The following is a 12,425-nucleotide window of genomic DNA, read 5'->3' on the forward strand; positions in this document are numbered from 1 at the left end:
CCTCCTCGAGCGCCTTCAGCGCCTCGTCGAGCGGCGGCAGGTCGGCGGCATGGGCGATGCGGATCAGCACCATCTCGCCGGCCGCCACCGGCCGGTTCGAGGCCTGCACCTCGGCGATGCCCTTGAGCAGCATCTGCCAGGCGCGCGACAGCACGCGCACCGACAGCGCGTCGGCGAAGGCGAGGCCGCGGCGGCGCTCCTCCTCCGACAGCGAGGCGTCCTCGGCGGCGGCCGGCACGAAGCGCAGCCGCGTCACCAGATGGTTGAACTCGGCCAGGTCGGTGAGCACGGCGGCCGGGTCGGCGCCGGTGTCGTACTGGGCGCGGAACTCGGCCAGGGCGGCGGCGACGTCGCCCTTCATCAGATGCTCGAACAGGTCGACCACGCGCGACCGGTCGGCCAGGCCCAGCATGTCGCGCACGGTCTGCGGCGTCACCCGGCCGGCCGAATGGGCGATCGCCTGGTCGAGGATCGACAGCGAATCGCGCACCGAGCCCTCGGCGGCGCGCGCGATCATGGCGAAGGCCTCGTCGTCGGCCTCGACGCCCTCCCGGTCGGCGATCGCCTTGAGGTGGGCGGTCAGCATGCCCGCGTCGACGCGGCGCAGGTCGAAGCGCTGGCAGCGCGACAGCACCGTGATCGGCACCTTGCGGATCTCGGTCGTGGCGAAGATGAACTTGACGTGCGGCGGCGGTTCCTCGAGCGTCTTCAGCAGGCCGTTGAAGGCCTGGTTCGACAGCATGTGAACCTCGTCGATGATGTAGACCTTGTAGCGCGCGGAGACCGGCGCGTAGCGCACCTGCTCGATGATGTCGCGGATGTCGTCGATGCCCGTGTGCGAGGCCGCGTCCATCTCCATGACGTCGACGTGGCGGCCCTCGAGGATCGCCTGGCAGTGCTCGCCGGGGCGCTCGAAGGCGATCGTCGGCTGGTCGACGCCGTCGGTCTTGTAGTTGAGCGCGCGCGCCAGGATGCGCGCGGTCGTCGTCTTGCCGACGCCGCGCACGCCGGTCAGCATCCAGGCCTGGGCTATGCGGCCGCTGGCAAACGCGTTGGTCAGCGTGCGCACCATCGGCTCCTGGCCGATCAGGGCGGAAAAGTCGCTCGGACGGTACTTGCGCGCGAGCACGCGGTAGGCGGCGCCGGCGGCCTGCTTGCGCTCCTCAGCGGCCTGGTCCATGCGTGGCTCGCGCTCCCCGTCAACCGTGATGGCCGTCGGCGCGGCCTGCGCCGTGGCGGGCGGCCCGCCGCGCGGCGGGCGAAACGGCCGGGCCGCGGGCCGAGGCGTCTCGCTCGAAGGTGGGAGGCTGGCACGGTGACCCGTGCCGGAGCTCGTTAGGGCTGCTTCCTTCCGGACCTGACCCGGTTGGCGAGTGGCGCGTCCACCACCAACCTCCCGGCCCCCATATCGGCAATCGCGCCGGCAAATGCAAGGCCGCCGGCGACCGCGGCAGCGGCCAACGAAACGCTTGCAGTGGGTGGCGGCGCCCACTAGCCTTCCCGCACCGTGAGGATTGTGCGCGATGCTGCCGGAACCCGGGGCTGGATTCGAACTCGACACGCGGCTCGAATGCGACAGCCGGCCGCTGATCTGGCTCGGCCTGTGCGAGCTGCGAATCATGAACGACCGGCGCTGGCCGTGGCTCGTCCTGGTGCCGCAGCGCCCCGGCGTCGAGGAGCTGCACGACCTGACGCCGCTCGACCAGGCGATGCTGACCTTCGAGATCAACATGGTGTCGAAGGCGCTCAAGGAGGCGACCGGCTGCAGCAAGATCAACTGCGGGGCGCTCGGCAACGTCGTGCGGCAGCTTCACGTGCATGTCGTCGCCCGCTTCGAGGGCGATGCCGGCTGGCCGGGTCCCGTGTGGGGGCTCGACGGCCGCGAGCTCTATCGGCGCGAGGAGCTGCACGGGCTGGCCGAGAAGATCCGCGCCGCGCTTTAGGGCCATGCGGAAACGCGCAGCGCCACCTTTCAGCCCCGGCCCCGGCGAGGACGCGATGAGCTTCCCCTTCTCGGGCGCGCCGGCGCGCGAGCCCTCCCAGTTCGTCGGCTTCGCCGGCAACCGCATCGACCGCCAGTCGGAAAAGCGCAGCGACGACTCGGCCACCCTGGCGCTCGCCGATCCGGCCGCCCGGGTCCTGGTGATGCGCGACGGCCGGCTGCACCTGAAGATCGCCGACGGCCGGGCCGACGCGCGCTTCACCGCTGCCGAGGCCGACGCGCTCGGGGCGCTCCGCGAGGCGACCGTGCTGCTCGGCCACGGGCCGCGCGGACCGGTGCTCGCCGCGCCCGGCGGAGGCGCGCCCGAGGCGCTGCCCGACGGCGTCAAGGCGGTCGACTACCGCTCGGTCTACATGCAGGGGCTGGTCGACGCCGAGGCGCTCGGCGAGCTGGCGCAGGGCGCCGCGCTGCTGGCCTGGCACGCCAACCACCGCTTCTGCGGCCGCTGCGGCGCCGAGACCGCGATGCGCGACGGCGGCTACAGGCGCGTCTGCCCGTCCTGCGGTGCGCAGCACTTTCCGCGCACCGACCCGGTGGCGATCATGCTGGCGGTGTGCGGCGAGCGCTGCCTGCTCGGGCGCAGCCCGCACTTCCCGCCGGGCATGTATTCCTGCCTGGCCGGCTTCATCGAGCCCGGCGAGACGATCGAGGCGGCGGTGCGGCGCGAGACCCACGAGGAGTCGGGCGTGCGCATCGGCCGCGTCGCCTATCACGCGAGTCAGCCCTGGCCGTTTCCCTATTCGCTGATGATCGGCTGCTTCGGCGAGGCGCTCGACGAGACGGTGCGGCCCGACACCGACGAGCTGGAGGACTGCCGCTTCTTCGACCGGGCGGCGGTGCGCGCCGCGCTGGCGCGCGCCGGCGACGCGCCGTTCGCCGTGCCGCCCGACGGCGCCATCGCCACCCATCTGATCCGCGCCTGGGCCGAGCGCGGCTGAGCGGCGGGCCTCAGTCGTCCTCGCTCTGGGTGGCGCGGAAGGGATGCGCCTCGTAGACGCCGAGGATGCGCACCTCGCGCGAGAAGAAGCGCAGCTCCTCCAGCGCCAGCGCCAGGTTGCGGTCTTCCGGGTGACCCTCGACGTCGACGTAGAACAGGCTGGAGAAGAACTTGCCGCCGAGCTGGTAGCTCTCCAGCTTGGTCATGTTGACGCCGTTGGTGGCGAAGCCGCCCATCGCCTTGTAGAGCGCGGCCGGGACGTTGCGCACGCGGAAGATGAAGGTCGTCATCATCCGCTGGTCGGCGCCGCGGCGCTCGGCCCAGCGGCCGTTCTTGGCCAGCACGACGAAGCGGGTGACGTTGTTGTCGGTGTCCTCGACGTCCTCGGCCAGGATGTCGAGACCGTAGAGCTCGGCGGCGAGCCGCGGCGCCAGCGCCGCATGCGTCTCGTTGCCCTCCTCCGACACCTGACGCGCCGCGCCGGCGGTGTCGCCGGCCACCACCGGGCGCCAGCGGTGCCGGCGGATGATCTTGCGGCACTGGCCGAGCGCGTGGATGTGGCTGTGCACCGCCTCGATCGTGTCGATCGTCGCGCCGGGCCGGGCCATGAGCTGGAAGTGGATCGGCAGGAAGTACTCGCCGACGATGTTGAGCCGCGATTCGGGCAGCAGGTGATGGATGTCGGCGACGCGGCCGGCGATCGTGTTCTCGATCGGGATCATCGCCAGGCCGGCCTTGCCGGTCTCCACCGCGTTGAAGGCATCCTCGAAGGTGGCGCAGGGCAACGGCTCGAGCCCGGGAAACATGTTGCGGCAGGCGGTGTCAGAGTTGGCCCCGGGCTCGCCCTGGAAGGCGATGGTGTCGCTGGCGCCGCTCATTCAGGCCTCCCGTCCGTTGCCGCCGAGGATCTCGCGCGCCCGCACGAGGTCGAGCGGCGTGTCGACGCCGAGCGGCGCGGCGCGCACGATCTGCGCGTCGATGCGCATGCCCGCCTCGAGCGCGCGAAGCTGCTCGAGGCTCTCGCGCCGCTCCAGCGTCGAGGGGGCAAGCCCGACGAAGCGGGCGAGCGCCGGGCGGCGATAGGCGTAGATGCCGACATGGTGATAGCGCGGGCCGTCGCCCCAAGGCGCGGCGGCGCGGGTGAAGTAGAGCGCGCGCAGGCGGTCGTCGGCGAGCGGCGAGCCGACGACCTTGACGACGCTGGCGCTGCTCTCCTCGGCCGGGTCGGTGATCGCCACGCACAGCGTGGCGATGTCGGTGGCCGGCTCGTCGAGCGGGGCCAGCACGGCGCGGATGTCGTCAGCGGCGATCGTCGGCAGGTCGCCCTGCAGGTTGATCACCGTGTCGTAGGCGCCGTCGGGGTCGACCGTCTGCAGCGCCTCGTAGATGCGGTCGGAGCCCGAGGCGTGCTCGGCGCCGGTCATCACCGCCTCGAAACCGTGCGTCCGGGCGGTGTCGGCGATCTCCGGCGTGTCGGTCGCCACGACGACGCGGCCGAGCCCGCTTTCGGTGGCGCGCGCGGCGACGTGCGCGATCATCGGCAGGCCGGCGATGTCGGCCAGCGGCTTTTCGGGCAGGCGCGTGGAGGCCATGCGCGCGGGGATGAGTAAAAGGGTGGGCATCGTTCCAGGACGGGTTTCGGCGGGCCGGAAAGTGGCAAAAGGTCTCACTTCCCGACAGCCTTATATGTGTTGCATGGCCCGAGCAAAAGACCTAGTTTCGCGCGCGTTTTAACCGGCCTCGGCCGATCATGGCCGCGATGCGAAGCCCCGCTGCGGGGCGCCTGGCGCCGGCGCGCATGTCTTCTCAACGGGGAGCCTGGGGGCGTAATGGACTCGTTCGAAATCAACAAGATACTCGGTGCCCTTCTCGGTGTCGCCTTCATCGTCTTCTCGGTGAGCATCATCTCCGAAGCGATCTTCCACACCGAGCCGCCGGAGACGCCCGGCTACGCCATCGCGGTGGCGGAAGAGGCGGAGGGCGGCGAGGCCCCGGCCGAGGAGGAGGCGCAGCCGATCGCGCCGCTGCTCGCTGCCGCCGACCCCGCTTCCGGCGAGAACGTCTTCAAGCGCTGCGCGGCCTGCCACACCGTGGACGAGGGCGGCGCCAACCGTGTCGGCCCCAACCTGTGGGACACCGTCAACCGTCCGGTCGCCTCCGTCGAGGGCTTCGCCTATTCCGCTGCGCTGGAGGAGTTTTCCGAAGGCGGCGAGGTGGTGTGGGACTACGAGCACCTGAGCGGCTTCCTCGAGGACCCCAAGGGCTATGTGCCGGGCACGGCGATGGGCTTCGCCGGCCTGCGCAAGATCGAGGACCGCGCGGACGTCATCGCCTATCTGCGCACGCTGTCGAACGACCCGGCGCCGCTGCCCGATCCGGAAGCCGCCGCGCCCGCCGAGGACGAGGCCGCCGCGCCTGCCGAGGATGAGGCCGCCGCACCGGCCGAGGACGAGGCTGCCGCACCGGCCGAGGACGAGGCTGCCGCACCCGCCGAGGATGACGCTGCTGCCCCGGCCGAGGATGACGCCGCCGCACCCGCCGAGGATGACGCCGCCGCGCCCGCCGAGGATGACGCCGCCGCACCCGCCGAGGACGACGCTGCCGCACCCGCCGAGGATGACGCCGCTGCTCCGGCGGAAGATGAAGCCGCCGCTCCGGCCGAGGACGAGGCCGCTGCCGGCGGTGCCGGCGAGGCCGCACAGCTCGTCGCGGCGGCCGATGCCGCTGCCGGCGAGAGCGTGTTCCGGCGCTGCGCGGCCTGCCACACCGCCGATCAGGGCGGACCGAACCGGGTCGGCCCCAACCTGTGGGGCGTGGTCGGCCGGCCGATCGCCGGTGTCGAGGGCTTCAACTATTCGGACGCGATGGTCGAATACGGCCAGGGCGGCGAGGTCGCCTGGGACTACGACCACCTGATGACCTATCTGGAAGACCCGCGCGGCACGGTGCCCGGCACCCGGATGGCCTTCGCCGGCCTGAAGGACACCGACGAGCGCGCCAACGTGGTGGCCTATCTGCGCACGCTGGCGGAAGAGCCTGCCCCCCTGCCCGGCGCCGAATAGGCGCCGCAGGGCCGCCCGGATGACAAAGAATTAACCTTGCGCACCTTGAAAAAGCCGGCTTGAGCCGGCTTTTTTAATGACCGAAGCGCGCCCGCCACGTGGCGCGCACGAACACGAACGACGAGGGGAGATGCCGATTCCTGCGTTCCTGAGAATGCCCGACGACCGTCGCCGCGCGCGCCGCCTGACGGCCGGCGCCGCCGTCCTCGTCCTCGCCCTCGCGCCGTTTGCCGCCGGCGCCCAGCAGGCCGGCACGGCGCCCGAGACCGAGCGGACGCAGCCGGCCGAAGAGGCCGCGCCGGCCGGCGAGCGCTGGCGCACGTCCGGATCGCTGATCGATCCGGCCGCCGAGACCCGCCCCTTCGCGCGCTACGACTACGTCAACCCCGACGCGCCCAAGGGCGGCACGCTCAACAGCATCGCCATCGGCACCTTCGACAGCTTCAACCCGTTCGTCGTGCGCGGCAATCCGGCCGCCGGGCTGAGCAATTTCGGCGGGCTGCTCTACGACACGCTGATGCAGCAGTCGACGACCGAGCCGAGCACCAGCCACGCGCTGATCGCCGAGGCGTTCCGCTATCCCGACGACTATTCCGCCGCCACCTACCGGCTGAACCCCGCGGCCCGCTGGCACGACGGCACGCCGATCACCGCCGAGGACGTGGTGTGGTCGTTCGAGGCGCTGACCGAGCACAGCCCGCTCTACAAGCGCTACTACGCCAATGTGACCGAAGCGGTGGCGGTGTCGGAGCGCGAGGTGCGCTTCAGCTTCGACCAGACCGGCAACCGCGAGCTGCCGCACATCATGGGCGACCTGGCCGTGCTGCCCAAGCACTGGTGGACCGGCGAGGACGCCGAGGGCCGGCCGCGCGACATCGGCGCGCCGACGCTCGAGCCGCCGCTCGGCGGCGGCGCCTACCGCATCGCCAGCTTCGAGCCCGGCGCCGAGATCACCTGGGAGCGGGTCGAGGACTACTGGGCGCAGGACCTGCCGGTGAACGTCGGCCGCAACAATTTCGACGAGCGCCGCTACACCTATTTCCAGGACGAGAACGCCGCCTGGCAGGCCTTCACCAAGGGCGGCTACCAGGACATCCGGCCGGAGAACAGCTCGCAGCGCTGGGCGACCGGCTACGACTTCCCCGCCTTCGAGCAGGGCGCGGTGGTCAAGAAGGTCTTCCCGACCAGCTCGGGCGAGCCGATGCAGGGCTTCGCGCTCAACACGCGGCGCGAGAAGTTCCAGGACCGGCGCGTGCGCCAGGCGCTGACGCTCGCCTTCGACTTCGAGCGCATGAACCGCACGCTGTTCTACGATTCCTACACGCGCACCGACTCCTTCTTCGAGGGCACCGAGCTGGCCGCCAGCGGCCTGCCGGAGGGCCGCGAGCTGGAGATCCTGAGGACGGTCGAGGACCAGGTGCCCGAGGAGGTCTTCACCGAACCGTTCGCGCTGCCGGTCTACGATTCGCCGGAGGCCGAGCGCGCGCATCTGCGCCGCGCCAGCGGCCTGCTGCGCGAGGCCGGCTGGCGGCAGCCCGAACCGCCCGGCTTTTTCGAGCGGCTGCTGTCGTGGATCGGCCTCGGCGAGGAACCGGCCGACACGCGCTTCCTCGTCAACGAGGCGGGCGAGCGCTTCACCATCGAGTTCCTCGGCAACAGCCCGACCGACGAGCGCGTGACCGCGCCCTATATCGAGAACCTGCGCCGGCTCGGCATCGACGCCTCGCTGCGCATCGTCGACACCACGCAGTACGTCAACCGCTACCGCGGCTTCGAGTTCGACGTGGTGACCTTCGTGCACCAGCAATCGCAGTCGCCGGGCAACGAGCAGCGCGACTTCTGGAGCTCGGAGGCGGCCGACGCGCCGGGCTCGCGCAACCTGCCGGGCATCCGCAACGAAGCGGTCGACACGCTGGTCGACCGCATCATCTTCGCCGAGGACCGCGCGGAGCTGGTGGCGGCCACGCGGGCGCTCGACCGGGTGCTTCTGTGGAACTTCTACGTCGTGCCGCAGTGGCACCTGCCCGAGGTGTGGATCGCCCACTGGGACAAGTTCGGCATCCCCGAGGAGCAGCCGGGCTACATCGGCCTCGACATCGATTCGTGGTGGGTGGACGAGGACAAGGCGCAGGAGCTGGCGCGCGAGTATTTCGGAGGCCGCACGTGATGGCGCCGAGCTGGCTGTCGCGGCGCGGCTTCCTGGGCGGCGCCGGGGCGGCGCTGGCGGCAACCGCGCTGCCGCGGCCCAACTGGGCGGCGGTGCCGTCCGGCACGCCGCTGCACGGGCTTTCCGCCTTCGGCGACCTCGCCTACCCGGCCGATTTCAGCCATTTCGCCTATGCCAGCCCGGACGCGCCGAAGGGCGGCACGTTCAACTTCTCGCCGCCCAACTGGGCGTTCAACCAGAACGTGCTGACCTTCAACACGCTCAATACATTCGTGCGCACCGGCGACGCGCCGCCGCGCATGGAGCTGTGCTTCGAGGCGCTGATGGCGCGCGCGCTCGACGAGCCGGACGCCGTCTACGGCCAGGTCGCCGAAAGCGTGACGGTGTCGGACGACGGCAACGTCTTCACCTTCGATCTGCGGCCGCAGGCGCGCTGGCACGACGGCACGCCGCTGACGGCCGACGACGTCGCCTTCTCCTACCTGCTGTTCAAGGAGAAGGGCCATCCCTCGCTGCTGCTGCCGCTCGCCGAGCTGGCCGAGGCGGTGGCCGAGGGTCCGCACCGCGTGCGCCTCGCCTTCACCGGCGCGCAGGCGCCGCGCACCGTGCTCGACGTGGCGCAGTTTCCGATCATCTCGAAGGCCTTCTTCACCGAGCATCCCTTCGACAGCTCGCAGATGGTGCCGCCGCTCGGCTCCGGCCCCTACCGGGTCGGCCGGGTCAATGCCGGCCAGTCGATCGACTACGAGCGGGTGGCCGACCACTGGGGCCGCGACCTGCCGGTCAATCGCGGCTTCTTCCACTTCGACCGCATCCGCATCGAGTTCTACCGCGACCGCAATGCCGGCTTCGAGGCGTTCAAGAAGGGCAACGTGCTCTACCGGCAGGAATTCACCGCGCAGGTCTGGGCGACCGGCTACGACTTCCCCGCCTTCGAGGCCGGCCACGTGGTCAAGCGCGCGTTCCCGCACGAGATGCGCCCGGCCATGCAGGCCTGGGCGGTCAACCAGCGGCGCCGCCGCTTCGCCGATCCCAGGGTGCGCGAGGCGCTGGCGCTCGCCTTCGATTTCGAGTGGACCAACCGCAACCTGTTCTTCGGCGCCTATGAGCGCTCGCACTCGACCTTCGAGCGCTCGCCCTACAAGGCCGAGGGCCTGCCTTCGGAGGCGGAGCTGGCACTGCTCGAGCGCGTTCGCGACACGGTTCCCGAGGCGGCCTTCGGCGAGGCGGTGGTGCAGCCGGCTTCCGACGGGTCGGGCCGCGACAGGTCGCTGCTGCGCGAGGCGAGCGCGCTTCTGGAGGCGGCCGGCTGGCGCCGGCCGGAACCGCCCTCCTTCGCCACGCGTATGTTCTCCTCGCTCGGCTTCGGCGAGGACGCGCTCGATCCGCAATTCGTCGTCGACGCGACCGGCGAGCGGCTGACGCTCGAGATGCTGGTGCGCGACGAAGTGTTCGTGCGCGTCTATTCGCCCTATGTGGAAAACCTGCGCGCGATCGGCATCGATGCCACGATCCGCATGGTCGACGCCGCGCAGTTCCAGTCGCGGCTGGTGGCGTACGACTTCGACATGGTCGGCATCGCCGCCTCGTTCGCCGCCACGCCGACGCGCAACGCGCTCGAACGCTTCTTCCATTCGCGCGCGGCGGAGGTGCCCGGCACACGCAACCTGCCGGGCACGCAGGACCCGGCCATCGACGCGCTGCTCGCCGAGGCGGGCGCGGCGAAGGACCGCGACGGCCTGACCACGGCGCTGCGCGCGCTCGATCGCGTCTTGCGGGCGCGGCGCGACTGGATTCCAAATTGGCACTCGGCGAATCACCGGGCAGCCTATTGGGACATGTTCGGTTTCAGACAACCGAAGCCCGACTACGGGTTTCCGGTGGAGGCACTTTGGTGGCATGACGCGGACAAGGCACGCGCGATCGGCAAGGGCTGACGCATCGCCAACGCGGCGGCCTCGCGCCGCCGCCGAGACGGAGGCCCGCTGATGGGCGCCTACATCCTGCGCCGGCTCCTTTTGATGATCCCGACGCTGTTCGGCATCATGGCGATCTCGTTCGCGGTGGTGCAGTTCGCGCCCGGCGGGCCGGTCGAGCGCGTCATCGCGCAGATCACCGGCCAGGGCGGCGGTGCCGGCGACCGCATCTCCGGCGGCGGCGGCGACGCCGGCATGCAGGACTTCGACGCCGCCGGCGGCGGCGAGAGCAGCTACCGCGGCGCGCAGGGCCTCGACCCGGAGTTCATCGCCCAGCTCGAGCAGCAGTTCGGCTTCGACAAGCCGCCGCTCGAGCGCTTCTTCGGCATGCTCTGGGACTACATGCGCTTCGACTTCGGCGAGAGCTATTTCCGCGACATCTCGGTGATCGACCTGATCCTGGAGAAGATGCCCGTCTCGGTGTCGCTCGGCCTGTGGATCACGCTGATCTCCTACGGCATCTCGATCCCGCTCGGCATCCGCAAGGCGGTCAACGACGGCTCGCCCTTCGACATCTGGACGAGCGGCGTCGTCATCGTCGCCTACGCCATTCCAGGCTTCCTGTTCGCCATCCTGCTGATGGTGCTGTTCGCCGGCGGCTCCTTCTTCGACTGGTTCCCGCTGCGCGGGCTCACCTCGGAGAACTGGGAGGAGCTGTCGCTGTGGGGCAAGATCGTCGACTATTTCTGGCACCTGACGCTGCCGCTCGCCTCGCTGGTGCTGGCCGCCTTCGCCACCACCACGCTGCTGACCAAGAACTCCTTCCTCGACGAGATCCGCAAGCAGTACGTGATGACGGCGCGGGCCAAGGGCCTGACCGAGCGCCAGGTGCTCTACGGCCACGTCTTCCGCAACGCGATGCTGATCATCATCGCCGGCTTTCCCGGCGCCTTCATCTCCGCCTTCTTCACCGGCTCGCTGCTGATCGAGAGCATCTTCTCGCTCGACGGGCTCGGCCTGCTCGGCTTCCGCTCGGTGCTCGACCGCGACTATCCGGTGGTGTTCGCCACGCTCTACATCTTCTCGCTGCTCGGCCTGGTGGTCAGCCTGGTCTCCGACCTCACCTACACGCTGATCGATCCGCGCATCGACTTCGAGCGGCGGGACGTGTGAATGGCCGACATCCAGTCCAAGACCGAGGTCGAGAAGGTGCGCGCGCGGCGGCGGCCGTGGCTGTCGCCGCTCAACCGGCGCCGCTGGCAGAACTTCAAGGCCAACCGACGCGGCTACTGGTCGCTGTGGATCTTCCTCGTGCTGTTCGTGCTGTCGCTGTTCGCCGAGTTCCTGGCCAACGACAAGCCGGTGCTGGTGTCGTATCGTGGCGAGATCCTGTTTCCCGTGCTGGTCGACTATCCGGAACAGAAGTTCGGCGGCTTTCTCGCGGTGACCGACTACCGCGACCCGGTGATCCAGCAGGAGATCGAGGACAATGGCTGGATGGTCTGGCCGCCGGTCCGCTATTCCTACCGCACGGTCAACAACGAGATCCCGCAGGCCGCGCCGGCCAAGCCGTCCTGGCTCTACACGCCCGAGGAGCGCTGCTCGCGCTATCCGCAGGGCGCCGACGATCCCAACTGCACGCCGGGCAACTGGAACTGGCTGGGCACCGACGACCAGGCGCGCGACGTGCTGGCGCGCGTCATCTACGGCTTCCGCATCTCGGTGCTGTTCGGCCTCATCCTGACCGGCTGCTCGGCCGTCATCGGCGTTTCGGCGGGCGCCGTGCAGGGCTATTTCGGCGGCTGGACCGACCTTCTGTTCCAGCGCTTCATCGAGATCTGGTCGTCGATCCCGGTGCTCTACCTGATCCTGATCATCGCCGCCGTGCTGCCACCGGGCTTCTTCATCCTGCTCGGCATCATGCTGTTGTTCTCCTGGGTCGCCTTCGTCGGCGTGGTGCGGGCGGAGTTCCTGCGCGCCCGCAACTTCGAATACGTCAACGCCGCGCGCGCGCTCGGCGTGCCCAACCGCACGATCATCTTCCGCCACCTGCTGCCCAACGCCATGGTGGCGACGCTGACCTTCCTGCCCTTCATCCTCAACGGCTCGATCACCACGCTGACCTCGCTCGACTTCCTCGGCTTCGGCCTGCCGCCCGGCTCGCCCTCGCTCGGCGAGCTGCTGCGCCAGGGCCAGCGCAACCTCAACGCCCCGTGGCTCGGTATCGCCGGATTCGTCACGCTGTCGGTGATGCTGTCGCTGCTGATCTTCATCGGCGAGGCGACGCGCGACGCCTTCGACCCGCGCAAGACGTTCAGATGACCCCGGCCGTGTGGTATAA

Annotated in this window: 9 protein-coding genes, 1 other RNA gene and 2 pseudogenes; 8 read left to right on the top strand and 4 right to left on the bottom strand. The window is 70.3% G+C overall.

All coding sequences use genetic code 11. From position 1 onward, the window contains the following. The coding region (locus tag N1F89_RS13920) for a DNA polymerase III subunit gamma/tau (RefSeq protein ID WP_290084776.1) at positions 1-1,180 on the bottom strand (1,180 nt) is incomplete at its 3' end. A 119-nt stretch (positions 1,181-1,299) separates the two neighbouring features. Then, positions 1,300-1,397: signal recognition particle sRNA small type (gene ffs / locus N1F89_RS13925), an RNA gene on the bottom strand. A gap of 126 nt (positions 1,398-1,523) precedes the next feature. On the opposite strand from ffs, the gene N1F89_RS13930 reads away from it, so the two are divergent. Together N1F89_RS13930 and nudC are read left to right on the top strand one after the other, a co-directional pair. Continuing rightward, positions 1,524-1,943 (top strand): HIT family protein, encoded by a 420-nt coding sequence (locus N1F89_RS13930; protein ID WP_290084777.1) that lies wholly within the window; start codon positions 1,524-1,526, stop codon positions 1,941-1,943. 55 nt (positions 1,944-1,998) lie between these two features. After that, complete coding sequence (gene nudC, locus N1F89_RS13935) at positions 1,999-2,940, top strand: NAD(+) diphosphatase (protein WP_290084778.1); 942 nt, start codon at positions 1,999-2,001, stop codon at positions 2,938-2,940. 10 nt (positions 2,941-2,950) lie between these two features. Here the strand turns inward: nudC and N1F89_RS13940 are convergent, their stop codons facing one another. Together N1F89_RS13940 and N1F89_RS13945 are read right to left on the bottom strand one after the other, a co-directional pair. Beyond that, entirely contained in the window at positions 2,951-3,817 is an 867-nt protein-coding gene (locus tag N1F89_RS13940; protein WP_290084779.1) for a prephenate dehydratase, read from the bottom strand. Beyond that, positions 3,818-4,561 carry a 3-deoxy-manno-octulosonate cytidylyltransferase gene (locus N1F89_RS13945; protein ID WP_290084780.1) on the bottom strand — a complete coding sequence of 248 codons (744 nt, stop codon included), beginning with the start codon at positions 4,559-4,561 and terminating at the stop codon, positions 3,818-3,820. It abuts the gene before it with no gap. A gap of 207 nt (positions 4,562-4,768) precedes the next feature. Between N1F89_RS13945 and N1F89_RS13950 the strand changes: the two are divergent. The 6 genes and pseudogenes from N1F89_RS13950 to N1F89_RS13975 all read left to right on the top strand — a co-directional run. Then, a pseudogene (locus N1F89_RS13950) lies at positions 4,769-5,494 on the top strand (cytochrome c family protein); the annotation flags it as partial. 177 nt (positions 5,495-5,671) lie between these two features. Next, a pseudogene (locus N1F89_RS13955) lies at positions 5,672-6,001 on the top strand (cytochrome c family protein); the annotation flags it as partial. Positions 6,002-6,131: 130 nt separating this feature from the next. Continuing rightward, entirely contained in the window at positions 6,132-8,168 is a 2,037-nt protein-coding gene (locus N1F89_RS13960; protein ID WP_290084781.1) for an extracellular solute-binding protein, read from the top strand. Beyond that, the gene (locus tag N1F89_RS13965) at positions 8,168-10,105 is read left to right on the top strand and encodes an extracellular solute-binding protein (RefSeq protein WP_290084782.1); all 1,938 of its coding nucleotides are present in this window, start codon (positions 8,168-8,170) and stop codon (positions 10,103-10,105) included. Before N1F89_RS13960 ends, N1F89_RS13965 begins: the two co-directional genes overlap by 1 nt. Before the next feature lie 51 nt (positions 10,106-10,156). After that, positions 10,157-11,257 (top strand): microcin C ABC transporter permease YejB, encoded by a 1,101-nt coding sequence (locus tag N1F89_RS13970; RefSeq protein WP_290084783.1) that lies wholly within the window; start codon positions 10,157-10,159, stop codon positions 11,255-11,257. Continuing rightward, complete coding sequence (locus N1F89_RS13975) at positions 11,258-12,406, top strand: ABC transporter permease (RefSeq protein WP_290084784.1); 1,149 nt, start codon at positions 11,258-11,260, stop codon at positions 12,404-12,406. It abuts the gene before it with no gap. The last annotated feature ends 19 nt before the right edge of the window (positions 12,407-12,425 follow it).

The sequence above is a fragment of the Aquibium sp. A9E412 genome, from assembly GCF_030398335.1.
In the GTDB taxonomy this organism is placed as follows: Bacteria; Pseudomonadota; Alphaproteobacteria; order Rhizobiales; family Rhizobiaceae; genus A9E412.

Coding starts and splice junctions, on each gene's coding strand:
- N1F89_RS13960 (WP_290084781.1), top strand. CDS start 6,132: ATGCCGATTCCTGCGTTCCTGAGAATGCCCGACGACCGTCGCCGCGCG.
- N1F89_RS13965 (WP_290084782.1), top strand. CDS start 8,168: ATGGCGCCGAGCTGGCTGTCGCGGCGCGGCTTCCTGGGCGGCGCCGGG.
- N1F89_RS13940 (WP_290084779.1), bottom strand. CDS start 3,817: ATGAGCGGCGCCAGCGACACCATCGCCTTCCAGGGCGAGCCCGGGGCC.
- N1F89_RS13930 (WP_290084777.1), top strand. CDS start 1,524: ATGCTGCCGGAACCCGGGGCTGGATTCGAACTCGACACGCGGCTCGAA.
- nudC (WP_290084778.1), top strand. CDS start 1,999: ATGAGCTTCCCCTTCTCGGGCGCGCCGGCGCGCGAGCCCTCCCAGTTC.
- N1F89_RS13945 (WP_290084780.1), bottom strand. CDS start 4,561: ATGCCCACCCTTTTACTCATCCCCGCGCGCATGGCCTCCACGCGCCTG.
- N1F89_RS13975 (WP_290084784.1), top strand. CDS start 11,258: ATGGCCGACATCCAGTCCAAGACCGAGGTCGAGAAGGTGCGCGCGCGG.
- N1F89_RS13970 (WP_290084783.1), top strand. CDS start 10,157: ATGGGCGCCTACATCCTGCGCCGGCTCCTTTTGATGATCCCGACGCTG.